A 25,521-nucleotide genomic window follows, 5' to 3' on the forward strand; every position below is an offset into this window, starting at 1 on the left:
TGAGGAATAATTAGGACCAAAAAGAGAAAGTTGAGTGGCTTTCTTTCTGGTCTTAAATATTCCTCGCCGAAGGCATTAAATTCTTATCCCAAGGGGCCCTATGGACCGCGTCGCCATCGTTCACGAAAACTTCCTCTCCCGCGTTGCGGCAGAGGATTTTCCCGTTTCTATCTCCAGCGCAAAATCCTTGGGTAAGGATGAGTTGCTGCAACTCTACAAGGCACAGGTGCTCAGCCGCGCCCTTGACCTGCAAAGTCGGGTCATGCAGCGCGAGGGGCAGGGGTTTTATACCATCGGTTCGTCGGGTCATGAGGGCATGGCGGCAGTGGCTGCGGCGCTGCGGGTCGATGATATTGCTTTTCTGCATTACCGCGATGCGGCGTTTCAGATTGCGCGGGCCGACCAGAAGGCGGGACAGGACATGCTGCGAGACATGCTGCTCAGCTTTGCGTGTTCTGCGGATGATCCAATCAGCGGCGGGCGGCACAAGGTCTTGGGCTCACGCCCATTGATGATCCCGCCGCAGACCTCGACCATTGCCAGCCATTTGCCAAAGGCGGTGGGGGCCGCCCATTCCATTGGGATGGCGCGACGCAATCGACCTGAGCACGCTATTCTACCGCGTGATGCGATTGCGATGTGCAGTTTTGGCGATGCGTCGGCCAATCATTCCACTGCGCAAGGGGCGATCAATGCCGCCTGTTGGACCTCTGTGCAGGGCGTGCCCTTGCCGTTGCTGTTCGTCTGCGAGGACAACGGTATCGGCATTTCGACTAAAACTCCGACGGGCTGGATCAAGGCGTCGATGTCGGCGCGTCCCGGCCTGAAATATTTTGAAGGTGATGGGCTGGACCTACACGCCGCCTTTGCTGCCGCCAAGGAAGCGGCGGATTGGGTGCGGGTGCACCGCAAACCTGCATTCCTGCATCTGCGTACCGTGCGGCTTTATGGCCATGCCGGGGCGGATGTGGCGACCTCGTATCTGCCGCGCGCCGATGTGGAGGCGGATGAGGCAAATGATCCCTTGCTGCATTCCGCCCGGCTGCTGGTTGAGGCCGGCATCGACAGTGCCGAGGCGCTTGCGATTTACCGTGACACCCAGACAGCGGTGGCCGAAGCCGCAGCCGAAGTGGTCAAACGCCCGCGCCTGAAATCGGCGCCGGATGTGATGGCCAGCCTGATCCCCCCGGCGCGGGCCTGCGCACCCAGCAATGGGCCAAGCGCAGAGGCACGGGCAGAGATATTCGGCAGCGACGCCGCACAGATGGATGCCCCGCAGCCGATGTCGCGGCTGATCAACTGGGCGCTGCATGACCTGATGCTTAGCTATCCCGAGACCATGCTGATGGGCGAAGACGTGGGCCGTAAGGGCGGTGTTTACGGCGTGACGCAAAAATTGCTGGGCCGCTTTGGTCCGGGTCGCGTGATCGACACGCTGCTGGATGAACAAAGCATTCTGGGCTTGGCCATTGGTATGGCGCACAACGGTTATGTACCGATGCCTGAAATCCAGTTTCTGGCCTATCTTCACAACGCCGAGGATCAGCTGCGCGGTGAAGCAGCGACGTTGCCGTTCTTCTCCAACGGGCAGTGGACGAACCCGATGGTGTTGCGCATCGCAGGACTTGGCTATCAAAAGGGCTTTGGCGGGCATTTCCACAATGACAATTCGCTGGCCGTGCTCCGCGATATTCCGGGGATCATCATTGCCTGCCCGTCGTCCGGCGACGAGGCTGCGATGATGCTGCGCGAGGCGCATCGTTTGGCGCGCGAAGAGCAGCGGGTGGTGGTCTTTGTCGAGCCAATCGCGCTCTATCCTATGCGCGATTTGCTTGAGGCGGGCGACGGTGGCTGGATGCGCAGCTATCCCGCGCCGGACAAGCGGATTGCGCTGGGCGAGGTTGGCGTCTCGGGTGATGGGAATGATCTGGCGATCGTGACCTACGGCAATGGGCATTACCTAAGTCGGCAGGCGGCGCATGATCTGGCAGAGCAGGGCGTGCAGGCGCGGGTGATTGATCTGCGCTGGCTGGCGCCCATGCCCGATGCGGCATTGATCGCCGCGATCGGGGAACGGCCTGTGTTGATCGTCGATGAGTGTCGCCGGACCGGTGGGCAGGCAGAGGCGCTGATGGCTTTGATGGCAGAGCACGGTGTGGTGCAGTTTGCGCGGCTCACGGCGGAGGACAGTTTCATTGCCACGGGCCCAGCTTATGCGGCGACCTTGCCATCGCGAGAGGGGATTGTGGCGGCGGCGCGGGATTTGCTGGGGTAGAGCCACGCACGGAATCAAGTGCACCACGCGCCGGGTCATTGCCAGCTCACAGGCTGGCGATGGCCCTAGTGCTCTGTTGCAGGCGCGCCGCCTTGGAAATCATTGCCGTTCACGTAGTCGCACGGCTCTTCGCGCATTTCCAGATGCAGATGATCCCCGGTGAAGGGATGCGCGCGGGCCAGGTCCTCGTCGACCTCTATCCCCAGACCGGGGGCGGTGGGGGCGGTGATAAAACCGTCTTCAACCCGGATAGAACCCTTGATCAGCTGATCGTGGAAAGGGGTTTCGATACATTCGCACATCAGGATGTTGGGGATCGACACGGCGAGCTGAATGTTTGCCGCCCATTCAATCGGTCCGGCATAAAGATGCGGTGCCATCTGGGCGTTATATACCTCGGCCATCGCCGCAACCTTTTTCATCTCCCAGATGCCACCTGCACGACCGAGGGCGGGTTGCAGGATTGTCGCCGCGCCGCTGCGCAACACAGGGGCAAACTCGGCTTTGGTGGTCAACCGCTCGCCCGTGGCGATGGGGATACGGACGCCGCGGGCGACTTTCGCCATTTCTTCAACAGCGTCTGGTGGCACCGGTTCTTCGTACCACAGTGGGCTGTAGGGTTCGATGGCCTGGCCAAGGCGGATCGCGCCGGCGGTCGTGAATTGGCCGTGAGTGCCGAACAGCAGATCGGCGCGGTCGCCCACCGCCTCGCGGATGGCTTTGCAAAAGGCAACGGATTGCGTGATGTCCGACATGGCGGGCATATGGCCGCCGCGCAGGGTGTAGGGGCCAGCGGGGTCAAATTTTACAGCCGTATAGCCGCGCGCGACGCAATCGCTGGCTGCTTCGGCCGCCATTTCGGGTGAGGTCCAGAAATCCGCCATCGGGTGATGCGGCAGCGGGTAAAGGTATGTATAGGCGCGCACCCGTTGGTTGGTACGGCCCCCCAGCAGCGCATACACCGGGCGGTCGCGGTCCTTGCCCAATATGTCCCAGCACGCAATTTCCAGCCCTGAAAATGCGCCCATTACCGTAAGGTCGGGGCGCTGGGTAAAGCCGGAGGAATAGGCGCGGCGGAACATCAATTCGATGTTTTCGGGGTTTTCGTCTCGCATGTGCCGGGCGAAAACGTCTTCGATGACCGCTGTCATCGCTTTGGGTCCGACGCTGGACGCATAACATTCGCCCCAGCCCGTGATCCCGCTGTCGGTGGTCAGCTTGATCAAAATCCAATAGCGCCCACCCCAGCCAGGGGCGGGTGGGGCCGTTATGATCACTTCAAGGTCTTGCAGCTTCATAACGGTCCCCCCTGGTAGAGCCCGGTTCAGGTCTCTTTTTTGTCATTCACGATGGTCATTTGTGCCAGCCCGCTTTCGCCCAAGTCAACCTTGGCGAAGGGGCCACCGTGGCACATCTGGCCGGGGTCGGTGATGTCGACCGGGCCTTCATTGGCGAGCACCTCTGCCGCGAATTGCTCGGCGTTGTCCTTGGGGCGGTAGCCCAGAAAAGCGGCCTTGGCGTTATCCACCGGGGCGCGGTCGTTGTTGGAAACACCGTAGATGATCGAGAAACCAACCGAGGGCGTATCGACCGCGCGGGTCACAAGCTGGATCAGGTCATCATAGCTAAGCCATGAGCCAAGCGCGCGAGAGTTGTTGACCTGCGCGGCACTTAGGATGCGCAAGTGTACGGATTCGAGCTGGCGTTTGTCCCAATACATGCTGCCGAGGTCTTCGGTGAAGCATTTGGCCAGCCCGTAGAACGTGTCGGGCTTGTGCGGGGCGTCGATGCCGATGAAATCGGATTTCTTGTGCATGCCGACGGCGTGGATCGACGACGCGTAGACGACCCGGCGCGCGCCGGCCTGATAGGCCGCTTCCCAGACGTTGTATGAGCCGACAAAGTTTGGCCCCAGCAGTTCCATAAATGGTTTTTCGTCGACGATGGCACCGAAGTGCACAACCATATCGGCGCCTTCGATCAGCGGCGCGATCTGGTCGTATTCCGCCAGATCGGCGCGGGCATAGGTTTCGCCGGGGTACAGTTTGCCGATGTCATCGGCGATGTCGGTGCTGACCAGTTCGTCACACATCGCAGCCAGAGGTTCGCGCAGGTAAGAGCCCAGCCGTCCGGCGGCACCTGTGAGGACAAGTTTCTTGAATTTCATAGCATTTCCTTTCAGGGAGTTAGGCCAGTTTGTCGCGCATGGTTTGGCGCAGGGTATCAGCGCCTTTGGCAAGCAGGCCCGCGTCAGTGCCGCAGGCCACAAAGCTGAAGCCCTCACGCAGAAGTTGGGCCGCAAATTCAGGATCGGTGACCAGCGTGCCGACCGGAATTCCGCGATCCATCAGGATGCGGGCGGCGGGGCGGATCAGATCCCAGATGTCGGGGTGCATGGTTTCGCCCAGCAGCCCCATGTCAGCGCCGATATCTGCGGGGCCAAAGAAGATACCGTCGATCCCTTCGACGTCGGCGAAGGCAGCGGCATTTTCCACGGCGGCGCGGGTTTCCAGCTGGATCAGGATTGCCGTCTGATTTTCCACCTCGGCATAATAATCCTTGATCCGGCCAAAGCGATTGGCGCGGGTCGTGCCGGCCACGCCGCGTATGCCGCGCGGCGGATAGCGGCATGCGGCCACGGCAGCGCGGGCTTCCTCCACGTTTTGAACCATTGGAAACAGTAACCCCGGTGCGCCGAGATCAAGCAGTCGTTTCACTTTGACGGGATCGTTCCAGTCGGGTCGCACAAGCGCTGTCGTGTCGCTGCCTTCAAAGGCTTGCAATTGGCCCAGCAGGCTGCCGAGTTCATTGGGGGAATGTTCCATGTCCAGCATCACCCAATCGTAGCCAGCGTGGGCTACGATTTCGGCGGAATAGCCGTGGCTGAGCGAAACCCAAAGCCCGATCTGGCGCTGCCCAGCACGGATTGCGGATAGAAATTTGTTTTCGGTCAAGTTCATATGACGGCCCTTTCGATGAATTTTTCGTTGCGGGCAAGGCGGCTGTGATCCAGCGGAGCCAGGTCCAGACTGCGGTAGGCACCATGGGTAATCAGTTCGGCAATGCCGCGTCCGATGGCCGGCGATTGCTGCAACCCGTGGCCGGAAAAACCGTTCATGAAAACGAAGTTTGAGACCTTGTCGTGAAACCCGAGAATCGCGTTCTGATCGACCGTATTATAGGCGTAGTGCCCAACCCATTCATTGATGACCTTGACCTGTTCAAAGGCTGGCACGCGGGTGGCGATGATCGGCCATACCTTTTGTTCCCAAAGGGAATGATCAAAGGTAAAGTCGTCATAGGCCGCGTCGTAATCATCGTCCGGCGGGCAGCCGGCCATGTAATACTTGCCCTCTTGCCGCATGTGGACGCCGCTGGGGTCGATGGTCAGCGGCAGCACCTGATCCAACGGTTTGGCGGCGTCAAATACGTAGGTGTAGCGTTTGCGCGGCACCACGGGCAGGGTGATGCCCGCCATGGCGGCAGTGGCGGCGGCGCGGGGGCCAGAGGCGTTCACGACGGTGCCACAGCTAACGGTGCCGCCTGATTTCAGGGTGACACTGTCGACTACCGAACCCGGCGCATTCAATGTCATGCCGACCACTTCATCGTGGATGTATTCAACGCCACGCCGACGGGCCATACGCTTGAACCAATCGAACATGGTGCCGCCGTCAAAGTAGCCTTCGTCGACCTTGTTATGGTTGCCCGCGATAATGTCGTCTAGCATGTAGAAGGGATAATCTGCGGCGATTTCGTCGACCGACATGTGCCGTGTATGCGCGCCGTTGGCCGCCTGAACCTGTTGCGCGGCCTGCAGTTGCCCTGCGAATTCTGTGGTATCAGCAAGGTACAGGTAGCCAAAGCTTTGCAATACCAATTCTGGCACATCAGCATCGCCCATGAACTGCCTGAAATTCTTGATGAATTCTGCGCCGAACTGCGAGATTTTGATGTTGGTCGGGGTGCTAAACTGTTGACGGATGCAAGAGTTGGTATGGCTGGTCGAGGCGAATTCGTAGGTGGGGTCACGTTCAACCACCAGCACCGAGCCATCAAAACCCGGAGTATTGGTTAACCACCATGCCAGGGCAGAGCCATAAATTGCCCCCCCAATGATTACGACGTCGTAATTTGTCTGGCTTGGCGGGTTGCTCATCGTGTGTTCCTACGGCGAAAAAGGTTTGCTCAACGCCCGTTCCACCATGAACAGATGGTCTTGTCCATAAAACATGTCACCGCCCGCAAAATAGGTGGGCGATCCGAAAATATTACGCTGAATGGCCTCTTGGGTATTGGCGATATGCTGCTTTTGCACGTCCTCGCTTTGAGCGGCATCCAGCAATCGTTCTGGGTCTTGCCCAGCTGCACGCGCAAGACCGGCCAGTACATTTGGGTTTGCTATATCGGCGTCATCGCGCCAATGCGCTTGCAGGATTTCCCAGCTCATCCTGCCGGGGTCATCGCTGGCGATGATCATGCCGTTGGGCAAGGCCAGCGGATTGTCGTGATAGGTGGGGCGAAACCGCACCATCGGCAGATCGCGTAATTCGGCCCAGCGGTACATGTCTCGACCAAAGAAATAGTCGACATGGGCCTGCGTGCGCTGTTTGATTGTTTTGCCCCCGGCGGCGGCCATGACGGGGGCAAAATCGAATGGGCGATGCACAATGCGCGCCCCATGATCGGCGGCTATGCGTTCCAGCTCTTGTGCGCCCAGATAGGCATAGGCGGAATGGGCGGAATAGAAATATTCGATATCAGTCATCTGCAAGACTCCGGGCGGCCTGGGCCATATGGGCGATTACCTGCCGCAGCATGTCGGTGTCGCGTGGGTTGGATGCATTGCCGTCAATCCCCCGCTTCAGCACGCCTTGCAGGATTGCCAGCAGGCGGAAGTATGAAAACGCCACGTAAAAGTTCCAGTTGTCCGGCCTGGAAATGCCACGCCGTTCGCAATAGCGCGCGACATATGCGTCCTCTGTGGGCAGGCCCATGTCGGCGCGGTCGACGCCTGCCAATCCGCGAAAATGCCCAGCATGCGGGAGCCGCCAGTGCATGCATTGATAGGCCAGATCGGCAAACGGATGCCCCAGGGTGCTAAGTTCCCAATCCAGCAGCGCAGCGAGGCTTTCGTCGTTGGGTGAAAAGATCATGTTATCAATGCGGAAATCGCCGTGCACGATGGCGCTTGCACCGTCGTCGGCCACCATGTTGGCGGCCAGCCAATCCATCAGCCAGTCAGCATCAGGCAGGGCGTCTGTCTCGGCGTCGCGGTATTGTTGCGACCAGCGGGTGACCTGACGCTCAAAATAATTGCCGGGTTTGCCGTAGTCGCCCAAGCCCACCGCCGCCGGGTCAACCGTATGCAGGGCGGCAAGCGTGGCATTCATCGTGTCGTAGATGCGCGCACGTGCGGACCTGTCCAACTCAGGCAGGGCCGGGTCCCAAAAGATGCGGCCGCGCACCATATCCATAACGAAAAACTGCGTGCCAAGCGGGCTGTCGTCGCCCGAAAGGTGCAGAACCTTTGGCACGGGTACATCCGTGTCTGCCAGCGCCTGCATGACGCGGTACTCGCGGTCGACCGCATGTGCCGACTTCAACAACTTGCCGGGCGGTTTGGCGCGCAGAACAAACTGGCGCCCGCCCGATGTGAGTTTGTAGGTGGGATTTGATTGCCCGTCGGAAAATTTCTCGATGGTATCAAGCGTCTCGAAGCCCGGCACATGTTGCGTCAGATACCGCGCCAAGTCGGCTTTGTCGTAGATGTGCACGTAACGTTCCCTCCAAGGGCGATGGACAGCCCCGGCAATCTAAGCAAGTCTGACGGTGCAGGGAAAGCCCCTGCGTGACGTTGCAGGCAGGGAGGCCCCAGGCGATGAACTTTGAAATGCGCCCCGAAAACCGGGAATTGCTGGATCGGGTGGTGGCTATGATCCGTGACGAGGTGATGCCGCTCGAAGCAGAATACCATGCCGAGATCGGCCAAGGGGACCGCTGGACCTATACCGAACGACAGGCCGAGATTCTTGAAGGGCTCAAGTCCAAGGCCAAAGCGGCGGGGTTGTGGAATTTCTGGCTGACGGATTCGGCGCGCGGGATCGGGCTTTCGACTGTTGAATACGCGCATTTCGCCGAAGAAATGGGCAAGACGCCCCTAGGGGCTGAGGTGTTCAACTGCTCTGCCCCCGACACCGGCAACATGGAAGTGTTCGAGCGCTACGGCACGCAGCCGATGAAGGACAAATGGCTGGCGCCGTTATTGGCGGGGGAAATCCGGTCGGCATATTTGATGACAGAGCCCGATGTGGCCTCGTCCGACGCAACGAACATCCGCATGTCTTGCGTGCGGGATGGCGACGAATACGTGCTGAACGGGGAAAAGTGGTGGGCCAGCGGGGCCGGTGACCCGCGCTGCAAGGTCTATATCGTGATGGTCAAGACCGGGGGTGATGATCTGCCCAAACATGCGCGCCAGTCGATGATCGTGGTCGACGCCGCCATGCCGGGGATCGAGATATTGCGCCCGATGCAGGTTTACGGCCATGACGACGCGCCACATGGCCACATGCATATCCGCTTTACAGATGTGCGCGTGCCTGCAGAAGGATTGCTGCTGGGCGAAGGGCGAGGCTTTGAAATTGCCCAAGGGCGTTTGGGGCCGGGGCGTATTCACCATTGTATGCGCGCCATCGGGCAAGCCGAGGCGGCGTTGGAACAGATGTGCCGCCGGTCGCTGGCGCGCGAGGCGTTTGGCAAGCCGTTGGCGGCCTTGGGCGCGAACTATGACATTATCGCGGAATGCCGGATGGAGATCGAAATGGCCCGGTTGCTGTGCCTCAAGGCCGCTTGGTATATGGATCAGGGCGACAAACGCGCCGCGGCGCCCTGGATTAGCCAGATCAAGGTGATCGCGCCGCGCGTCGCGCTGAAGGTGATTGACGAGGCGGTGCAGATGTTTGGCGCGCAGGGCATCAGCCAAGATACACCGCTGGCAAATGCATGGACACATGTGCGCACACTGCGGCTGGCCGACGGCCCGGATGCGGTGCACCGCCGACAGGTGGCGCGCGCCGAATTGCGGCGCTACACGCAAGAGGCCGTTTGACTTTCGCGGACTCGGTGCCACTTCACTGCAGAAGCGGACAGGGGGCCGACGCCCGCTGCGGCCCGATGCACGGAGACGCACTAAGATATGGACCGTGACGAGATTGAAGCATTGATCGCGCGCACCGCCCTGGGCGACCGTGCGGCGTTTGAGGCCCTCTATGATCGGGTCTCTGCGAAACTATTTGGGGTTTGTCTGCGTGTGTTGGGTAAACGCGCTGCCGCAGAGGATGCCATGCAAGACACGTTCGTCAAAATCTGGAAGAGCGCCGGGCGCTATCAGGCCAACGGGCTGTCGCCGATGACTTGGCTGATAACAATAGCGCGCAACACGTCGATCGACCGTCTGCGCGCCCGCCGCAAGGGGCACCAAGATATCAATGCGCCGGGCTTTGAATTGGCGGCACCGGGGTTGAACCCCGAACAGTTTGCCGTCGCATCATCGGAGGCCGGCAGGCTGGGCGCGTGCCTAGAAGCGCTTGAGGCTGACAAAGGGGCGGCCATACGCGGCGCTTATCTTGACGGCGAAACCTATGCCGATCTGGCCGCGCGGTTCAGCGTCCCGTTGAACACCATGCGCACCTGGCTGCGCCGTGGTTTGCTGTCCCTGCGGGAGTGTATGAGCCAATGAGTGATGCGCCCCTGACCCCCGAAGATGACGACACCCTGCTTGCCGCTGAATATGCGCTGGGCCTGATCGACGGCGAGGAACTGTCGGTCGCGCACACCCGTGCGGCCCGAGATGCAGGTTTTGCGGCGCATGTTGCGCGCTGGCAGGAAAGACTGGTTGCCATGACCGATGGGATTGCACCGGTGGCACCCCCTAAACGTGCGAAAAAGACACTGATGGCACGGTTGTTCGCCAAAGAGCGGGTGCCGTTTCTACAGCGCCTCTGGGTCTGGAAGGGTATCAGCTTTGCTGCGATAGCGCTGCTGGCGTATGTTGCGATGCCTCTGCTGCGCCCGGCACCAGACCAACCTGGCGCGGTTTACGCGACCAGCATGGCCGCCGAGGACAGCACATTGCAGATGCTGGCCGTGGTCGATCCTGCGCGCGGTGATATTGCCCTGCGCCGGGTGGCCGGTGGTGCTCCTGCTGGCCGCGTGCTTGAGCTGTGGGCGATACTGCCAGAGCGCGCGCCGATCTCACTTGGCGTCCTACCGGAAGGCGATGTGGCGCGCGTCGCGTTGCCTGCCGACCTCGCCGCCGACATAGCGCAGATTACACTGGCCGTTACTGATGAGCCGACGGGCGGCGCGCCCGAGGGGGTGCCAACCGGGACGATCCTTGCCGTTGGCGCTGTTGCCGAACTGTAGGATAACTTTAGCAATGATCAGATATTTCGTGGTGCAAGAGTTCGACCGGGACAACATTCAACCCCTGATTGACATCTGGCATTTCGTCAGGCATTTTCAGCGGTGAATTTGTTAAAAATATGCCTATTAAACAATCCGTTAAAAGTTTTTCGGTTTTCGTGAGGGTTCTATTGAAACTTTCGCATCTCCCTACGCGTGTCTGCTGCACACCCCCACAAGCAGGGCGGCGTTCAGGAGAAAAACCATGACTTGTTTCAAAAAGTTCACGATTGCCACGGCCACCGCTGCCGCTTTGGCCACCGGCGCATTTGCGGCCAATCCCGAAGTAGGGGGCGCGGCGATGTTCGAAAACAAGACCATCGTTGAAAATGCTGTAAACTCTGCTGATCACACGACGCTGGTGGCTGCGGTAAAAGCTGCGGGGCTGGTTGATACGCTGTCGTCGGAAGGCCCGTTTACGGTGTTCGCCCCGGTAAATGCGGCGTTCGCGGCGTTGCCGGAGGGCACCGTTGACACGCTCTTGAAGTCGGAAAACAGCGAGATGCTGACCAAGGTTCTGACCGCACATGTGGTGGCGGGAGACTGGTCTGCCGCGACGATAGCGACAAAAGCCAAGGTGTCGCCGGACGGTTTCTATCACTTCAACGCGGTATCGGGTGATGCGCTTTCGGCTCAGGTCAAGGGTGGCAATGTCTACATCCTTGACGAAAGCGGCAATGCGGCGCGGGTGACCATTTCCGACGTCAAGCAGTCCAACGGTGTCATTCATGTGATTGATAGCGTGCTTGTACCGAAATAAGTTTGTTAACCAGTGAGGTCGGGCTGGCCCCGATGTGACGAGTGGCAGCGGGTCAGTGTGTTTTGCATACTGGCCCGCTGTATTTTTACACCTGAAATCAAGGAGTAATGCTATGAATAGACGTTCCTTTATGACCACGGCACTGACGGGTGCGAGCGCCATTGCTTTGGGCGCGCGCGCGGCACAGGCTGCCTATGTCAAAGGTGATTTCGAGGTAACCCGCAGCGATGCGGACTGGCGTGCGCTGCTCAGTGACGCAGAATTCGCCGTGATGCGAGAGGGCGACACCGAGCGCCCGTTTACCAGCCCGCTTAACAATGAATCCCGCCCAGGCACCTTTATCTGCAAGGGCTGTGATCAGCCGCTTTATGACGCGGCGACCAAGTACGACAGCGGCACAGGCTGGCCCAGCTTCGATCAGGCGTTGGATGACGCGGTGGAAACCATGCCGGATAACAGTCTGTTCTCGCGCCGCACCGAGGTGCATTGCGACCGCTGTGGCAGCCATCTTGGCCATATTTTTGACGACGGTCCCAAGCCGACCGGCAAACGGCATTGCCTGAATGGGGTGTCGCTGAAACTTACCCCGGCATGAGGGCGCAGATCATGTCCCGCGCGGTTTGGCGCGAAGTGTAGGATCTGCAACTGTCGGGTCTTCTGGCCAGGGGTGACGCGGATAGCGCCCGCGCATGTCTTTGCGTACGTCTGCATATGAACTGGCCCAGAAGCCCGGCAGGTCGGTGGTGACCTGAACCGGACGTTGGGCGGGCGACAGCAGGGTGATCTGCAATGGTCGCCCCGCCACCATAGGATGCCGGGTGACCCCAAACATTTCCTGGAGGCGCAGGGTGATGCCGGGCTGGTCGCCTGCGTAGTCAACCGCCACGCGGCGGCCCAGCGGGGTTTCGAAATGCGCAGGTGCCGCGCGGTCGAGCGCTTGTTGCTGATCCCAATCAAGCCGCGCGCGTAGGGCGGGCAATTGGTCAAACCCCTTCCAATCGCCAGTGCTGCGCACGCCAGACAGATGTGGCAGCAGCCAGTCCTCGACGGTGTCCATCAGGTGCCCATCCGAAAAGTCTGGAAAGGGCTGTGGCATCAACCGGGCGCGGGCCAGAAACAGCGCTGCCGCCTTGCCGGGGTTCAGGCCCAGTTGCCGCACGCCGTCCAGCATGGCGCGCGCAACGGCATCTGCGGGGGCGTCGGGCCAGGTGCGGTCCTCAAGCACCAGCGCGCCAAAGACCTCTTGGCGGCGGGTCAGCACGCGCCCCTCGCGGCGGGACCAAATGCAAACATTCTGCCAGCGGATCAGATCGACAAATGTCGCGCGCAGGTCGGCATCTGACAGTTGGGCGGCCTGCCGGATGCGTGCTTCGCGGGGGTCGCCGTCCAGATCGGTTGCCACGATCAATCGCGCGCCCGCCAGCGGGTCGGTGTCGGGCAGGACCGCGCCTTTGCCACCTGACAGAACGAACCGCGGGGCGTCGCCGTTGCGGCGCAGCCCGATGCGGTCGGGATAGGCGAGCGCTGCCAGAACGCCGAGGCTGTCAGGCCCATCAGCATTGCCGCCGCGCGACAGACGTTTGGCCTCTTGTTTAATCCGCGCCATGGTCGGGGCGTGCGGCGCTGTGGTGGTGCGTTTGCCCTCTAGTGCGTCCATGCGCAGCGACAGGTCCACCGATGCCCCACGCATCGGATCGCGTTCGGCCAGCAGTGCCGCCAGCACTGGCGCACGCGGGCCGCCACGCGCCACCATATGCCCCAGTCGCGGGTGCAGCGGCAGTTTGGCCAGCACGCGGCCATGGGGGGTAATCTGCCCCCGCTCGTCAAGCGCGCCCAGCATCGTCAGCACCGATTGCGCCTCGGCCAGCCGCCCTGCGTGGGGTGGTGTGACAAAGCTCAGGCTGTCTGCCTGCGCCCCCCAGAGCGCCAGTTCAAGGGCAAAGCCCGTAAGATCGCCCACTTCGATTTCCGCCGGCGGATAGGCGGCCAGCGCGCCTTCTTCGCCGCGTGTCCAAAGTTTGTAGGCATGACCCGCATCCAGCCGCCCGGCCCGGCCCGCACGTTGTGTGGCCTCGGCGCGGGTGACACGTTCTGTCACCAGCCGCGCCATGCCGGAGGACGGATCGAACAGTGCCCGGCGCGCGCGGCCGCCGTCCACGACGATGCGGATGCCTTCGATGGTCAGCGAGGTTTCGGCGATGGATGTGGCAAGCACCACTTTGCGCCCTGTTTTCACTGGGGCAATTGCGGCCTGCTGTGCCTTGAAATCGAGAGCGCCGAACAGCGGGGCCAGGGTGCAATCCGCTGGTAGGTTGGGCCGCAGCAGGGCCTCGACACGTCTGATCTCGCCTTCGCCGGGCAGGAACACGAGAACGGAACCGGGCGCGTCGGACAGGGCTTGCAACGTCAGGTCGGCGATAGCTTTTTCAAAGCGTTGATTGCCCATGGGGCGGTCGAGCCAGTGGGGCGTCACGTCAAAACTGCGCCCTTCGGAGGTGACAATCGGCGCCTCCATCAGCGCAGCCACCGGAGCAGCGTCAAGGGTGGCGGACATGGCCACCAACATCAGATCATCCCGCAGCGCGCCAGCGACCTCAAGGCACAGCGCGAGCCCCAGATCGGCGTTGAGTGAGCGTTCGTGAAATTCGTCAAAGATCACCGCACCGATGCCGGGCAGATCGGGGTTGTCTTGCAACATCCGGGTCAGGATGCCTTCGGTTACGACCTCGATGCGGGTGCTTTTGGATACAGCCGATGCGCCGCGCACGCGAAAGCCGATCGTCTGACCTGTGTCTTCTCCCCGCGTGTCCGCCATGCGCGCAGCGGCGGCGCGCGCGGCCAGGCGGCGCGGTTCCAGCATCAGGATGCGCCCCTGCGTCAGCCCGGCATCGAGGATCGCCAGCGGCACGCGGGTGGTTTTGCCGGCACCGGGGGGCGCTTGCAGCACGACACGACCCGTATCGCGTAAGGCTGCGATGACCTGCGGCAGCACAGCGTCGATGGGCAAGGTAAAGGGCGTGTTGGACATATGGGTGTTATCGGGCAAAGCGCGTGCCGCGCCAAGGGTGGGGATGGACAATTCCGCGCCCGCCCCCCAAAAGTTGGCCATGGATATTAAGGATCTGGCCAAGGGCATTGTTGCAGGGGAGCGCCGCGCGTTGGCGCGGGCGATCACATTGGTGGAATCGGGCCGTGCCGATCACCGGATCGCGGCGGCGGAATTGCTGGCGGCATTGCCCGTCGACCGCCAAGCGCTGCGCATCGGGCTGTCGGGGACACCGGGGGTTGGCAAATCCACCTTTATCGAGAGTTTTGGCATGATGCTGACGGCGCAGAAGCTGCGCGTGGCTGTGCTGGCGGTCGACCCCAGTTCGACCCGCTCGGGCGGGTCTATCCTGGGCGACAAGACGCGGATGGACCGGCTTAGCCGTGATCCGCTGGCGTTTATTCGCCCGTCGCCCAGCCAGACGCATCTCGGCGGCGTCGCACGCCGATCTCGCGAGGCGGTGCGCCTTTGCGAGGCTGCGGGGTTCGACGTGGTGTTGATCGAAACCGTGGGCGTGGGGCAATCCGAAACCGTCGTGGCAGAGATGTCGGATGTCTTTGTGCTGCTGCTGGCCCCGGCGGGAGGCGACGAATTGCAGGGCGTCAAGCGCGGTATCATGGAAATGGCCGATCTCGTTGTCGTCAACAAAGCAGATGGTGATCTGAAATCGGCGGCGTCCCGAACGCGGGCGGATTACGCGGGTGCCTTGCGGCTGCTGCGCAAGCGGGCACAAGACCCCGACGGGTTTCCACGCGCCACGGCAGTATCCGCGTTGCAAGAGGATGGTCTGGCCGAGACATGGAGCGCGGTGCAGGCCTTGATCCAGTGGCGGCGCGAAAACGGATTCTGGGACGCCACCCGCGCAGCACAGGCACGCTATTGGTTTGAACAGGATGTAAAACAGGCATTGCTGGCGCAACTGGACACACCAGAGGCACGCCGTGCCTTGGCCGACCTGGGAGATGATGTGGCCAAGGGTCTGGACCCCGCCGCAGCGGCGGCGCAATTCGTCGCCGGGTTGAAAGCTTAGGCAGTCTGATCGTCAGGGATGGGAAAGACCACGTCATATGTCCAGTTAAAGACAAAGGCATAAACGAGGTAGAACACCGCGAATGACACGTCGATCAAAAAGGCCTCAAGCAGGCTGATGCCCAGATACCACGCGATGAACGGCATCAGCACAAACAGCAGGCCCAGCTCAAAGCTGATGGCATGCAGCACCCGGAACGTCACGGTTTTATGGACCGATCCGCGCAGGTGTTTCATGGCGTGGTCAAAGCCGAGGTTAAAGACATAGTTCCACGCCGTAGCGATGGTGGCGCTGACCACGGTGACGACGCCGATCTCGCTTAGCGGCAGGTGAAACAGCCATGCGCCCAGTGGCGTGACAATCAGCAGGGCAATGATTTCAAAGCTGAGGGCGTGGCGGATACGGTCGGCGGTCTTGCGCATTGGGGGGCCTCGTCTGGCTCGGGCCGTCCCGCATCGCTTGTCCCGGTTGGGGGAGGTCGTCCTCGCTTGCGATGTTAGCTAAGGGATGTCGCGGGGGGCTTCAAGGGTTTAGCCAGCCTTAGGGTGCGCGGCATTGTAGACCTCCATCAGGCGGGCGGTGTCGACGGCGGTATAGGCCTGTGTCGTCGACAGCGAGGCATGGCCCAGCAGTTCTTGTATCGCGCGTAGGTCGCCCCCGGCATCCAGCAGATGTGTGGCAAAGCTGTGGCGCATGGCATGGGGCGTGGCCGTTGCGGGCAGGCCCAGTTGCATCCGCGCATTGGCCATCACCTGTGCCACCGCCCGTGCCCCCAAGGCGCCGCCCCGGACGGCGCGGAACAGCGGCGATTGCGCCGTTTGCGGATGCGGACAGTGGCCCAGATAATCCTGTACAGCGCTGCGGGCGGCGGGCAGCACCGGCACCACACGTTCCTTGCCGCCCTTACCGGTGATGCGCAGCACCTGCGCCAACGGCGCGTCTGCGCCTTTGAGCGCCAGCGCCTCGGAAATGCGCAGACCGCACCCCCAGAGCAGGGTCAGCACCGCAACATCGCGCGCGGCGACCCAAGGCTGGCGGGCCTGTAGTTCGACGCAGTCGATCAGGGCATGGGCCGCGTCGACTGCCAGCGGGCGGGGCAGCTTTTTCTGAAACTTCGGTGATCGGGTCAGCAGCACAGCAGTCGGTTCAAATCCCTCGCGTTCGGCCAGCCAACGATAAAACGCTTTGACCGCCGACAGTTTGCGCGCCATCGACCGCGCGCCGATCCCCGTGCCACGGGTCTGTGCCATCCACGACCGCATGTCGCTGATCGTGATCTTAGCCAGCGCGCCCAGTCCTTGGGTGTCGCCCTTGTGCAGGGTGATGAAGGCCAGAAAATCGGTCACGTCGCTTTGGTAGGCAGTGATCGTGTTGGCGGCTGCACCTTTCAAGGCGCGTTGGTGGTCAAGCCAAGTCTGAAGCGCGTCCCGTGCCGCAGGGCTGATCAACAGGGTGTTGGGTGCTGCGCTCAAGACAGCCAGCGGCGCATCGCGCGCTCGAACACGCCGGTGAAGAAGGTCAGCAGATCGGTGCCTTGCTGTGGGCCAAACATATGTGGGTCTTCTGCGCCCATGACCAGCAAGCCGGGCAAGCGACCCGCACCGAAATCAAGTTTCAGACAGGCCTCGGACCTGATCCAGTCGGCCTTGTCCCCATAAAGTGTTTCCGAAGCATCCTGAACCGCGCGCAGGGTCACCTGCCGCACCGATCCGCCGCGCCCTTGGGACAGGTAATCGTCGATATACCCCGGTTCAGCCACGCTAAGCACATCGCCGAGGCGCTGCACGGCAGGGTCATTGTCATTCTGTACCGATTCCAACACCAGCCGTACGGCATCGACGCGCAGGATTTCGGCGACTTCGCCACCAAGATTGCGTAGGAAGGGTTCGAATTCGACCGGGTCTAACATGCGCAGTATCGCGCGGTGAATCTGGTTCGTACCCGCGAGGTTTTCATAGGCCGCCGCAATCACGCTGCGGTGGGTGTCCTCGAGCCGGTCGAGCCGCGTTTCCAGCCGTTCCATGGCAATGCCGCGCAGATCGACGATATTGCCGCCCATCGCCTTTTCATTGGCGGCGATCAGCGCCTGCATTACGTCACTGTCATCCAAGATCACATCGGGCTTGGAGATGATCGCTTCGCGCAGGGCGTCGTCGATTTTGGGGCTGCTGCTCATGTAGGTCTCTTTTTGATTTGCGGTGTCTTAACACGGGGGATCGCTAAAATCTGCCCTAAAGTTGGTTAACGAATGGCTAAGATGGTCGTTTTGTTGCCGAGCTGCGTCATGCGGGTACTAAGAGGTACACCAAATGCGATTGGGAACAAAAGACTTCATAGCGGGTTGGGCCGTGTTGTTTGCAGATTGTCGCCTAGGCGTCGAAACGTGGGCAGGCTGCCCGCTGCATGTGCCCGATGCAGCATGAGGGGTCAGGTTCGGGCGGGGAATTTTCGTTTTGGAAACCGTATCTGCCGATCTTTGGGCTGCCAATCTACAGGTGGTGCCTGACAGCCTGTCAACGTGGTTGTCGCATGTGCGCAGCCGTATGGATGCCGCCGCTGCGCGTGGGGTGGACCTGCTGGTCATACCCGAGTTCTGTTGTGCACAATGGCTGAATTTTGCCCCCGCCGATCTGCCTGCGGCGTCGCAGCTGGGGTGGTTGGCCGATACATCACTGCTGGCGCGCGACGCGTTGGTCGAGATGGCGGCGCAGACTGGTGTCGCCATTGTGCCCGGCACATTCCCGGTGTTTGTCGAGACCGACGCAGGCGCCCAAGGTTTTCTGAATCAGGCATGGTTTATTACGCCCGATGGTGCGTTTCATGTTCAGAACAAGTTGAGCCTGACGCCTCTAGAGGCGAATGGTGCAAGTGGTATCACCATCGCGGGGACGGAGATAAATGTCTTTGAATGGAACGGCTTGCGCTGCGTCATCGCGATATGTCTCGATTCCGAATATACCGCGCTTTGGTCCATTTTGGGGGCGCTCGACCTTGATCTGGTGATCATCCCGGCCAAGACCGACATGATCACTGGATACAACCGCGTCTTCGGGTGTGCGCGGGCGCGGGCCATCGAACTTCAGACTGTGGTGTGTTGCGTTGGTGCCGTGGGTGCGCCGCTGACCCCCTGGCAAGACGATACAGGCGTTGGCGGGGCCAGCGTCTTTTTGCCTTGCGATGTATCGGTTGCACTCGATGGCCTACACGCCGGGTTGCCACCGCATGATGCAGCAAGCGGTATTGATCCTGTGTTGATGGCCGTGGCGATCCCGGTAGGGCAATGTCGCCGTATCCGTCAGGGTGGGGCAGAAGCCGAACTGCGGCCAGCGCTTTGGTCCGCCGATCATCTGACTGTCAGTGCTGCCGCCCAGTAACGGCTTTACGCATTGTATGGACGGTCGGCGTCTGGCAGGTCGGCTAGGCCTATCCGACCCGGCGGTGATCGCCGTCGCGGCGCGGGCACAAAACCTTATTGGCAAAGCAACGCCGGATCAGCGCCAGAATCCCCGGCAGGCGGGGGTCTTCTGGCGCGCAGTGTTCCGGCGTTGTGACCGATATCAGAGAATGTTCTGACCGGTCTTCTTCCAATCCGCCATGAACTGCTCAAGCCCTTTGTCAGTCAGCGGGTGGGATGCCAGTTTCTTGATCACCTCTGGCGGCGCGGTCATGACATCTGCGCCGATGCGCGCGGCTTCAAGCACGTGGTTCACAGTGCGGATTGAGGCGGCAAGAATCTGGGTGTCGAAACCGTAGTTGTCATAGATGATGCGGATGTCTTGGATCAGCTCCATCCCGTCGATGTTAATGTCATCAAGGCGACCAATAAAGGGCGAGATGAAAGTCGCGCCCGCTTTGGCGGCCAGCAAGGCCTGATTGGCAGAGAAGCACAGGGTCACGTTGACCATGTGACCGTCGCCAGACAGCACTTTGCAGGCTTTCAACCCGTCCCATGTCAGTGGCAGCTTGATGGTGATGTTATCCGCTATTTCAGCCAGCTTGCGACCTTCGGCGATCATCGCATCGGCCTCAAGAGCCACAACTTCGGCAGAGACGGGGCCATCGACCAGATCGCAAATTTCTTTGGTCACTTCGATGATGTCGCGCCCTGATTTCAGGATCAGCGACGGGTTGGTGGTAACACCATCCACCATGCCAAGATCATTAAGTTCGGCAATGGCGTCGATCTCGGCGGTATCTACGAAAAATTTCATGGGCTTTCCTTCCGGGTTGGAACGTGATCGCTAACAGCGGTATCGGTTGCCTTGGCTTTACCGCATGATCTGCGATGCTTAAAGCCTGAAATCCCGAACAGGCAGGGAGTGCGCGGCGGACATGGCTGAATTCTACCATCATGGCGATTTGCTGTCAGTGATGACAACGCAGCCCTTGGGCCGCGCGCTGGATTACCGCGCGCCGGAAGGGGGATGCCATGCCGGCGCCTTTGTCGAAGTGCCATTGGGGCCGCGCAAGGTGATTGGCGTCGTCTGGGGGCCGGGGGCGGGGGACTATGATCTGGCCAAAGTGCGCCACGTGATCAGGGCGCTGGACGTGGCACCGATGCGCGACGAGATGCGCGATTTTCTGATCCGCTCTGCCGCCTATACGCTGACACCCATGCCCGCGATGCTGCGGCTGGCGACGCGGGCGCCGGGGCTGGGTGATCCGCCGTCGATGCGCAAAATTTTTCGCGCGGGTGAGGGGGTGCCGACACGTATGACCGATGCGCGCCAGCGGGTGATGGCGGTGCTTGAGGAATACGGCGACTTGGCCTTTACGCTGAAAGAACTGTCGGACATGGCCGGGGTTACGGCATCGGTGATCAAGGGGTTGGTGGGCCAGGGCGCTGTGCGCGAGGAAGACAGCCCGCGCGACCTGCCGTTTCGCCGCCTTGATCCTGATTTGCCAGGCAAGCCTTTGACGCCCGATCAGGCGGCAGCGGCGGCGGTGCTGACAGAGGGTATCGCGGCACAAAAGTATGGCACCACTTTGCTGCGTGGCGTTACCGGGTCGGGCAAGACGGAGGTGTACCTAGAAGCCGTGGCCGCTGCGGTGCGGGCCGGACGGCAAGCGCTGGTCCTGCTGCCAGAGATCGCCCTGACCGAGCAGTTTCTGACGCGGGTCGAGGAACGCTTTGGCGCAAAGCCGGCGGAATGGCATTCGGGGGCCACGATGACCGAACGCCGCCGCATCTGGCGCATGGTCGGCGAGGGCAATGCGCAACTGGTGATCGGCGCGCGATCGGCACTGTTTCTGCCGTTTCAGAACCTTGGCCTGATTGTCGTCGATGAAGAACATGACACGTCTTATAAGCAAGAAGATGGTGTGCTTTATAATGCGCGCGATATGGCGGTGCTACGGGCGTCGATCTGCGGGGCGCAGGTGGTGCTGGCCAGTGCCACGCCCAGCCTTGAAACCTGGGCCAATGCGGAGGCGGGCAAATACCGACGGCTTGAGCTGACCTCGCGCTTTGGGCCTGCGGTAATGCCGCAGATGGGCGCGATCGACATGCGCGAGGCGGGGCTGGCCAGCGACAAATGGGTGTCGCCAGAACTTAAACGCGAGGTGGATGCGCGATTGGAACGCGGCGAGCAGGCGATGCTGTTCATAAACCGACGAGGCTATGCACCGATCACCCTTTGCCGGGCCTGTGGCGAACAAATCGGCTGTGATCACTGTGATGCGCGGATGGTCGAGCACCGGTTCTTGAAACGTCTGGTCTGCCATCAATGCGGAGAGACGAAGCCGATGCCGGAGGTTTGCCCGTCGTGTCAGGTCGAGGGTAAGCTGGCGCCGATCGGGCCGGGGGTCGAACGGCTGGGCGAGGAGGCGGCAGCCCTCTGGCCCGACGCGCGGATCGCGACGCTGAGCTCTGACATGTACGGCTCGGCGCGCGCGTTGAAAGCCGAGATTGCGGCGATTGCCGAGGGGGCAGCGGATATCATCATCGGCACGCAGTTGGTGGCGAAAGGGCACAACTTTCCCAAGCTGACGCTGGTGGGCGTGATTGACGCGGATCTGGGGCTGACCGGGTCAGACCTGCGTGCGGCGGAACGCACCTTTCAATTGATGCGGCAGGTAGCGGGCCGCGCCGGGCGGGCCGAGGCACCCGGTGCGGCCCTGCTGCAAACCTATCAGCCAGAGCATCCGGTGATCCGCGCGATCCTTGCCGGCGAAGAGGAAAAATTCTGGGCGGCAGAGGCAGGCGAGCGGCGGCAGGCCGGCGTGCCGCCTTATGGTCGGATGGCGGGGATCATCCTGAGCGGCAGTGACGCGGCGGCTGTGTTTGAGCTGGGCAACCAGTTGGCGCGGCGCGACGGGCCGTTGCGGGCGGTGGGCGCGCAGGTATTTGGCCCCGCACCGGCCCCCATTGCACGGGTGCGCGGGCGGCATCGGGTGCGGTTGTTGGTCAAGGCTGAGAAATCCGTGGCGCTGCAGGAGGCACTTAGCCGTTGGGTGGGGCAGGTGCGGTTGACCGGGGATTTGCGTCTCGCTGTTGATATTGATCCGCAGAGTTTTTATTGACCCGCCGGGGCGCTGCCCCGGACCCCGAGGGTATTTCTGACTCAAAAAAGTAAAACATCTGCATATTTGGGCAGGGTGATCTGTGTATTTGCACATAGATTATGTGCTTTGCATCTCGTCAATCTCGTGGTGGGGGCGTATTGCAAATCGGATGAGCCGATTAGTGACCCTTGACGATGCCAAGCATCTGCCGTTCTGGCGCCGCCCGGTGGCGTTATTGTTTTTGATGGCTTTGGCGATGCCCATTGCCTTTAACACCTGGTCGGCGCTGCTGAACAACTTTGTCATCGACGTGGCGGATTTTGACGGGGCAGATATTGGCTTGCTGCACACGGTGCGCGAAATTCCAGGGTTTCTGGCCGTTGGTGTGATCGCGATTATCATGTTCGTGCGCGAGCAGGTCTTGGGACTCGTTGCGCTGATCCTTTTGGGGGCAGCCACGGCGGTAACGGCGTGGTTCCCTTCGATGGGCGGAATTTTGACCATCACGATGCTGAGCTCAATCGGATTTCATTATTATGAGACGGTGAATCAGTCGTTGCAATTGCAATGGCTCAAAATCGAAGACGCGCCACGGATGATTGGTTGGTTGATGGCCGCAGGGTCCGCTGCAACTCTGGTGGCTTATCTGGTGATCATGGCGCTGTGGGAGACGTTGAGCCTGAGCTATAATATTGTCTACCTGATCGGCGGCGGGGTGACGGTGCTGATCGCGATGGTGGCGATGCTGGCTTATCCACAGTTTGAAGCGCCCACCGTGCAGAACAAGACGATGGTGTTGCGCCGCCGGTATTGGCTGTATTACGCGCTGCAATTCATGTCAGGCGCGCGGCGGCAGATTTTTGTCGTCTTTGCCGGCTTTATGATGGTCGAACGCTTTGGCTATGACGTGCATGAGATTACGCTGCTTTATCTCATCAACCTTGTGGCGAATATGATTTTTGCCCCGCTGATGGGGCGCGCTGTGGGGTATTTCGGCGAACGCCGTGCGTTGGGGTTCGAATATATCGGGTTGATCATCGTTTTTCTCGCCTATGGTGGTGTATACTATCTGGGCTGGGGTGTGGTGATTGCAGCAGCGCTTTATGTGCTGGATCATATGTTCTTTGCGTTGGCGCTGGCGCTAAAAACCTATTTTCAGAAAATTGCTGATCCGGCGGATATTGCACCCACGGCGGCGGTGGCGTTTACCATCAACCACATTGCGGCAGTGTTTCTGCCGGTGGGTCTGGGGCTGCTCTGGCTGATCTCGCCCGCGGCGGTGTTTTTTCTCGCGGCGGGGATGGCAGCAGTGTCTTTCGTGCTCGCCATGCTGATCCCGCGCCACCCGGCACCCGGGCATGAAACGATCCTGAAACGTGCCCTGCCACAGGTGGCGGAATAACGCGGGACGGCGCGCAGCGCTTGACCCCGGCGCCCTGTCGCCCTACCGGATGCGCAACGCCGACCGTATCAGATAGGACGCCCCATGCCGACTTTTACCGCCCTTACGACCCTTGCAGGCCGCGACCCCGCCTATGCGCTGGGTGACGCGATGGAGCGGTTAAACCCGGAACCAACCGGCGTGGGCGTATTCGAGATGGAAGATGGCTCAGGTCTATGGGAGGTCGGCGGCTATTTTGAGGAGACACCGGATGCGGCCGCGCTGGCGGTGCTGGCAGCGGCGATGGGGGCCAAGCCCTTTGTGGTTTCGGAATTGCCGGAAACGGACTGGGTCGCTCATGTGCGCCGCGAACTTTCCCCGGTCGAAGCGGGGAGGTTCTTTGTTTATGGCAGCCATGATGCCGACAAAGTACCCGACGACTGCGAGCCATTGCTGATTGAGGCTGCAATGGCCTTTGGCACGGGCCACCACGGCACGACGTTGGGCTGCTTGCGCGCGTTGGATAGGTTGGCAACCGATGGGTTCCAGGGCCGCAGGGTCGCTGACATTGGCTGTGGTACGGCGGTGCTGGCGATGGCGGCGGCGCGGATCTGGCCCGACACCGTGCTGGCCAGCGATATCGACGAAGTTGCCGTTGACGTGGCGCAGGCGAATGTCGATGCAAACGGGCTGACCGGGCGCGTGGACTGTGTCGAGGCGGCAGGCTTTGACCATCCGCAACTGGCCGTAGCAGCGCCGTTTGATCTGATCTTTGCCAATATCCTGAAGGGGCCATTGGTCGCGCTGGCGCCGGACATGGCGCAGGTCCTGCAGCCGGGGGGATATGCGATTCTGTCTGGCATTTTAAACGAACAGGCGAACGAGGTGATCGCGGTTTATGCCGAAGCTGGCATCAATCTGGTACAGCGCGATAGCATTGTTGACTGGACGACGTTAACGCTTCAGAAAAAGACATAATCTCGTACTCATTTTGGGTGCATTTGGGGCAATTGCCCAGAAATTGCCACAATTCAAATGTATTCAATTGTTAGCAAACGGTGGGGGCCGATTGTTATTCGAGGCTGTCATGGTTGAAACACATGCGCATTTTGTAAAACGTCTGAACCTGCTCGGGCGCAAGCATCAGCAGATGACCCACGGCTATGTCACCAAGGTGGGTCGCGATGGGTTGATCACGGTCACACCCAAACGTCAGAGCCGGAGTTTTCCGATCAAAGGTCTGTTGCTGATCGTGCTTGGGTTCTTTGCATTCAAGGCGTTCACATTATCGGCGGTCGGCCCGGTGACATATAATGAACGGCTGTCCGAACTTGGACGCGGCACCGTGGTGGAAAAAGTGGGCGCGAAGGCGTTGGCGATTGACCCGGTGACGCAGTCGATGGCAAATGTCGTCGGTCCGGTTTTGCGCTGAACCGTCGCGGAAAAAACAAATTCACGCGCCTCGTCAGGGGCGCGTATCACGGCCCTCCAAAGACAAAGCCGTAGCTGATAATCAGCTACGGCTTTGTCTTTTTGCACTGTTCGGTAGGGTCGTTGGACCCACCGGGTTGCGGCAGGCCGTGACCTGCCGTAGCGCCCTTAGCGGATAAAGTGGCTTTGAGCGACGTGGTCGATGTCACCGCGGATCAGGCCGATGTCGTCGAGTTCGCGGTCGGTCAGTGAGGCCAATGCCTTGCGGGTGACGCGGGAATCGTTCCATGCGATAACCGATGCGGTCATGTCACCAAAGAATGCGACGATGCGGTAGACGGCCGATGATGTGCCGTATGCTGTGCGGGTGGTGTCGAAAGCAGCCATTTGAGCCGTCCTTTATATTGATCGTTAAGTCAGTTTCCCTGACAAGATGAGCGGCAGATAGGCGCAGATTGCGGCCCGCGCAATCCCCATAAACGCATGTGTGTCCTGCGCTTTTTGCATAGGTCAAAAACCGCCTGATACCCTAATAAAATATAGCTAAGATTGGCTTGTTTCGGTGTCGGTTTTGGCGTCACAGCAGGCGCATTTGTGCCGCGTGGTTTGGATGCGACATTGCTGATGT

At 60.8% G+C, this 25,521-nt stretch carries 24 protein-coding genes; 12 read left to right on the forward strand and 12 right to left on the reverse strand.

The features are described 5' to 3' along the window. Window positions 1-100: 100 nt before the first annotated feature. Window positions 101-2,275: a thiamine pyrophosphate-dependent enzyme gene (locus AC1965_RS04420; RefSeq protein ID WP_483886081.1), complete on the forward strand. Its 2,175-nt coding sequence runs from the start codon at window positions 101-103 to the stop codon at window positions 2,273-2,275. Window positions 2,276-2,340: 65 nt separating this feature from the next. On the opposite strand, the gene AC1965_RS04425 is transcribed toward AC1965_RS04420, so the two are convergent. From AC1965_RS04425 to AC1965_RS04450, 6 genes are read right to left on the reverse strand one after another with little or no spacing between them, the layout of a single operon-like run. Next, complete coding sequence (locus tag AC1965_RS04425; RefSeq protein WP_483886082.1) at window positions 2,341-3,573, reverse strand: mandelate racemase/muconate lactonizing enzyme family protein; 1,233 nt, start codon at window positions 3,571-3,573, stop codon at window positions 2,341-2,343. A gap of 26 nt (window positions 3,574-3,599) precedes the next feature. Then, window positions 3,600-4,442: an NAD-dependent epimerase/dehydratase family protein gene (locus AC1965_RS04430; protein ID WP_483886083.1), complete on the reverse strand. Its 843-nt coding sequence runs from the start codon at window positions 4,440-4,442 to the stop codon at window positions 3,600-3,602. A 19-nt stretch (window positions 4,443-4,461) separates the two neighbouring features. Next, a complete protein-coding gene (locus AC1965_RS04435; RefSeq protein WP_483886084.1) occupies window positions 4,462-5,235 on the reverse strand; it encodes an HpcH/HpaI aldolase family protein in 774 nt (257 codons plus the stop codon). Further along, window positions 5,232-6,434, reverse strand: coding sequence for an NAD(P)/FAD-dependent oxidoreductase (locus AC1965_RS04440; RefSeq protein ID WP_483886085.1), 1,203 nt, complete (start codon window positions 6,432-6,434; stop codon window positions 5,232-5,234). The genes AC1965_RS04435 and AC1965_RS04440 overlap by 4 nt, the downstream gene beginning before the upstream one ends. Window positions 6,435-6,443: 9 nt before the next feature. Continuing rightward, window positions 6,444-7,043, reverse strand: coding sequence for a DsbA family protein (locus AC1965_RS04445; protein ID WP_483886086.1), 600 nt, complete (start codon window positions 7,041-7,043; stop codon window positions 6,444-6,446). After that, complete coding sequence (locus tag AC1965_RS04450) at window positions 7,036-8,052, reverse strand: phosphotransferase family protein (protein ID WP_483886087.1); 1,017 nt, start codon at window positions 8,050-8,052, stop codon at window positions 7,036-7,038. Before AC1965_RS04450 ends, AC1965_RS04445 begins: the two co-directional genes overlap by 8 nt. A 104-nt stretch (window positions 8,053-8,156) precedes the next feature. Between AC1965_RS04450 and AC1965_RS04455 the strand changes: the two genes are divergently transcribed. From AC1965_RS04455 to msrB, 5 genes are all read left to right on the forward strand, one after another. Beyond that, window positions 8,157-9,386, forward strand: coding sequence for an acyl-CoA dehydrogenase family protein (locus AC1965_RS04455; RefSeq protein WP_483886088.1), 1,230 nt, complete (start codon window positions 8,157-8,159; stop codon window positions 9,384-9,386). Between the two features lie 87 nt (window positions 9,387-9,473). Beyond that, window positions 9,474-10,016, forward strand: coding sequence for a sigma-70 family RNA polymerase sigma factor (locus tag AC1965_RS04460; RefSeq protein ID WP_483886089.1), 543 nt, complete (start codon window positions 9,474-9,476; stop codon window positions 10,014-10,016). Further along, window positions 10,013-10,702: an anti-sigma factor gene (locus tag AC1965_RS04465; RefSeq protein WP_483886090.1), complete on the forward strand. Its 690-nt coding sequence runs from the start codon at window positions 10,013-10,015 to the stop codon at window positions 10,700-10,702. The genes AC1965_RS04460 and AC1965_RS04465 overlap by 4 nt, the downstream gene beginning before the upstream one ends. A 244-nt stretch (window positions 10,703-10,946) precedes the next feature. Beyond that, complete coding sequence (locus AC1965_RS04470) at window positions 10,947-11,501, forward strand: fasciclin domain-containing protein (RefSeq protein ID WP_483886091.1); 555 nt, start codon at window positions 10,947-10,949, stop codon at window positions 11,499-11,501. Between the two features lie 112 nt (window positions 11,502-11,613). Continuing rightward, complete coding sequence (msrB, locus tag AC1965_RS04475) at window positions 11,614-12,096, forward strand: peptide-methionine (R)-S-oxide reductase MsrB (RefSeq protein ID WP_483886092.1); 483 nt, start codon at window positions 11,614-11,616, stop codon at window positions 12,094-12,096. 9 nt (window positions 12,097-12,105) lie between these two features. Here the strand turns inward: msrB and hrpB are convergent, their stop codons facing one another. Beyond that, window positions 12,106-14,529 carry an ATP-dependent helicase HrpB gene (gene hrpB / locus AC1965_RS04480; RefSeq protein ID WP_483886983.1) on the reverse strand — a complete coding sequence of 808 codons (2,424 nt, stop codon included), beginning with the start codon at window positions 14,527-14,529 and terminating at the stop codon, window positions 12,106-12,108. Window positions 14,530-14,608: 79 nt separating this feature from the next. Here hrpB and meaB point away from each other — a divergent pair, with 79 nt between their 5' ends. Beyond that, window positions 14,609-15,577, forward strand: coding sequence for a methylmalonyl Co-A mutase-associated GTPase MeaB (gene meaB, locus AC1965_RS04485; RefSeq protein WP_483886093.1), 969 nt, complete (start codon window positions 14,609-14,611; stop codon window positions 15,575-15,577). Here meaB and AC1965_RS04490 read toward each other — a convergent pair. The 3 genes from AC1965_RS04490 to AC1965_RS04500 form a co-directional block, all read right to left on the reverse strand. Further along, the gene (locus AC1965_RS04490; protein WP_483886094.1) at window positions 15,574-15,999 is read right to left on the reverse strand and encodes a PACE efflux transporter; all 426 of its coding nucleotides are present in this window, start codon (window positions 15,997-15,999) and stop codon (window positions 15,574-15,576) included. The two genes, meaB and AC1965_RS04490, sit on opposite strands and share 4 nt — an antisense overlap. Window positions 16,000-16,107: 108 nt before the next feature. Then, entirely contained in the window at window positions 16,108-17,049 is a 942-nt protein-coding gene (locus AC1965_RS04495; protein WP_483886095.1) for a tyrosine recombinase XerC, read from the reverse strand. Beyond that, window positions 17,046-17,753 (reverse strand): DUF484 family protein, encoded by a 708-nt coding sequence (locus AC1965_RS04500; protein ID WP_483886096.1) that lies wholly within the window; start codon window positions 17,751-17,753, stop codon window positions 17,046-17,048. The genes AC1965_RS04495 and AC1965_RS04500 overlap by 4 nt, the downstream gene beginning before the upstream one ends. A 277-nt stretch (window positions 17,754-18,030) precedes the next feature. Here AC1965_RS04500 and AC1965_RS04505 point away from each other — a divergent pair, with 277 nt between their 5' ends. Continuing rightward, window positions 18,031-18,951: a nitrilase-related carbon-nitrogen hydrolase gene (locus tag AC1965_RS04505; protein WP_483886097.1), complete on the forward strand. Its 921-nt coding sequence runs from the start codon at window positions 18,031-18,033 to the stop codon at window positions 18,949-18,951. Window positions 18,952-19,134: 183 nt separating this feature from the next. Here the strand turns inward: AC1965_RS04505 and fsa are convergent, their stop codons facing one another. Further along, on the reverse strand, window positions 19,135-19,788 hold the full coding sequence (gene fsa, locus AC1965_RS04510; protein WP_483886098.1) for a fructose-6-phosphate aldolase: 654 nt from the start codon (window positions 19,786-19,788) through the stop codon (window positions 19,135-19,137). Window positions 19,789-19,909: 121 nt separating this feature from the next. Between fsa and AC1965_RS04515 the strand changes: the two genes are divergently transcribed. From AC1965_RS04515 to AC1965_RS04530, 4 genes are all read left to right on the forward strand, one after another. Beyond that, on the forward strand, window positions 19,910-22,099 hold the full coding sequence (locus AC1965_RS04515; protein WP_483886099.1) for a primosomal protein N': 2,190 nt from the start codon (window positions 19,910-19,912) through the stop codon (window positions 22,097-22,099). Window positions 22,100-22,250: 151 nt separating this feature from the next. Further along, window positions 22,251-23,483, forward strand: coding sequence for an MFS transporter (locus tag AC1965_RS04520; protein ID WP_483886100.1), 1,233 nt, complete (start codon window positions 22,251-22,253; stop codon window positions 23,481-23,483). An 84-nt stretch (window positions 23,484-23,567) separates the two neighbouring features. Continuing rightward, window positions 23,568-24,440, forward strand: coding sequence for a 50S ribosomal protein L11 methyltransferase (locus AC1965_RS04525; RefSeq protein ID WP_483886101.1), 873 nt, complete (start codon window positions 23,568-23,570; stop codon window positions 24,438-24,440). Between the two features lie 109 nt (window positions 24,441-24,549). Continuing rightward, the gene (locus AC1965_RS04530) at window positions 24,550-24,894 is read left to right on the forward strand and encodes a hypothetical protein (protein ID WP_483886102.1); all 345 of its coding nucleotides are present in this window, start codon (window positions 24,550-24,552) and stop codon (window positions 24,892-24,894) included. 167 nt (window positions 24,895-25,061) lie between these two features. Here the strand turns inward: AC1965_RS04530 and AC1965_RS04535 are convergent, their stop codons facing one another. Continuing rightward, a complete protein-coding gene (locus AC1965_RS04535; protein WP_483886103.1) occupies window positions 25,062-25,280 on the reverse strand; it encodes a DUF1127 domain-containing protein in 219 nt (72 codons plus the stop codon). Between the last annotated feature and the right edge of the window lie 241 nt (window positions 25,281-25,521).

This window comes from Sulfitobacter sp. KMM 9851 (assembly GCF_057178245.1).

Excerpts from the sequence above, each read along its gene's own strand:
- AC1965_RS04430 (WP_483886083.1), bottom strand. The coding sequence starts at position 4,442 with ATGAAATTCAAGAAACTTGTCCTCACAGGTGCCGCCGGACGGCTGGGC.
- AC1965_RS04530 (WP_483886102.1), top strand. The coding sequence starts at position 24,550 with ATGGTTGAAACACATGCGCATTTTGTAAAACGTCTGAACCTGCTCGGG.
- AC1965_RS04425 (WP_483886082.1), bottom strand. The coding sequence starts at position 3,573 with ATGAAGCTGCAAGACCTTGAAGTGATCATAACGGCCCCACCCGCCCCT.
- hrpB (WP_483886983.1), bottom strand. The coding sequence starts at position 14,529 with ATGTCCAACACGCCCTTTACCTTGCCCATCGACGCTGTGCTGCCGCAG.
- AC1965_RS04440 (WP_483886085.1), bottom strand. The coding sequence starts at position 6,434 with ATGAGCAACCCGCCAAGCCAGACAAATTACGACGTCGTAATCATTGGG.
- AC1965_RS04460 (WP_483886089.1), top strand. The coding sequence starts at position 9,474 with ATGGACCGTGACGAGATTGAAGCATTGATCGCGCGCACCGCCCTGGGC.
- AC1965_RS04420 (WP_483886081.1), top strand. The coding sequence starts at position 101 with ATGGACCGCGTCGCCATCGTTCACGAAAACTTCCTCTCCCGCGTTGCG.
- AC1965_RS04500 (WP_483886096.1), bottom strand. The coding sequence starts at position 17,753 with ATGAGCAGCAGCCCCAAAATCGACGACGCCCTGCGCGAAGCGATCATC.
- msrB (WP_483886092.1), top strand. The coding sequence starts at position 11,614 with ATGAATAGACGTTCCTTTATGACCACGGCACTGACGGGTGCGAGCGCC.
- AC1965_RS04435 (WP_483886084.1), bottom strand. The coding sequence starts at position 5,235 with ATGAACTTGACCGAAAACAAATTTCTATCCGCAATCCGTGCTGGGCAG.
- AC1965_RS04535 (WP_483886103.1), bottom strand. The coding sequence starts at position 25,280 with ATGGCTGCTTTCGACACCACCCGCACAGCATACGGCACATCATCGGCC.
- AC1965_RS04515 (WP_483886099.1), top strand. The coding sequence starts at position 19,910 with ATGGCTGAATTCTACCATCATGGCGATTTGCTGTCAGTGATGACAACG.
- AC1965_RS04470 (WP_483886091.1), top strand. The coding sequence starts at position 10,947 with ATGACTTGTTTCAAAAAGTTCACGATTGCCACGGCCACCGCTGCCGCT.
- AC1965_RS04490 (WP_483886094.1), bottom strand. The coding sequence starts at position 15,999 with ATGCGCAAGACCGCCGACCGTATCCGCCACGCCCTCAGCTTTGAAATC.
- meaB (WP_483886093.1), top strand. The coding sequence starts at position 14,609 with ATGGATATTAAGGATCTGGCCAAGGGCATTGTTGCAGGGGAGCGCCGC.
- AC1965_RS04465 (WP_483886090.1), top strand. The coding sequence starts at position 10,013 with ATGAGTGATGCGCCCCTGACCCCCGAAGATGACGACACCCTGCTTGCC.
- AC1965_RS04520 (WP_483886100.1), top strand. The coding sequence starts at position 22,251 with ATGAGCCGATTAGTGACCCTTGACGATGCCAAGCATCTGCCGTTCTGG.
- AC1965_RS04455 (WP_483886088.1), top strand. The coding sequence starts at position 8,157 with ATGAACTTTGAAATGCGCCCCGAAAACCGGGAATTGCTGGATCGGGTG.
- AC1965_RS04445 (WP_483886086.1), bottom strand. The coding sequence starts at position 7,043 with ATGACTGATATCGAATATTTCTATTCCGCCCATTCCGCCTATGCCTAT.
- fsa (WP_483886098.1), bottom strand. The coding sequence starts at position 19,788 with ATGAAATTTTTCGTAGATACCGCCGAGATCGACGCCATTGCCGAACTT.
- AC1965_RS04525 (WP_483886101.1), top strand. The coding sequence starts at position 23,568 with ATGCCGACTTTTACCGCCCTTACGACCCTTGCAGGCCGCGACCCCGCC.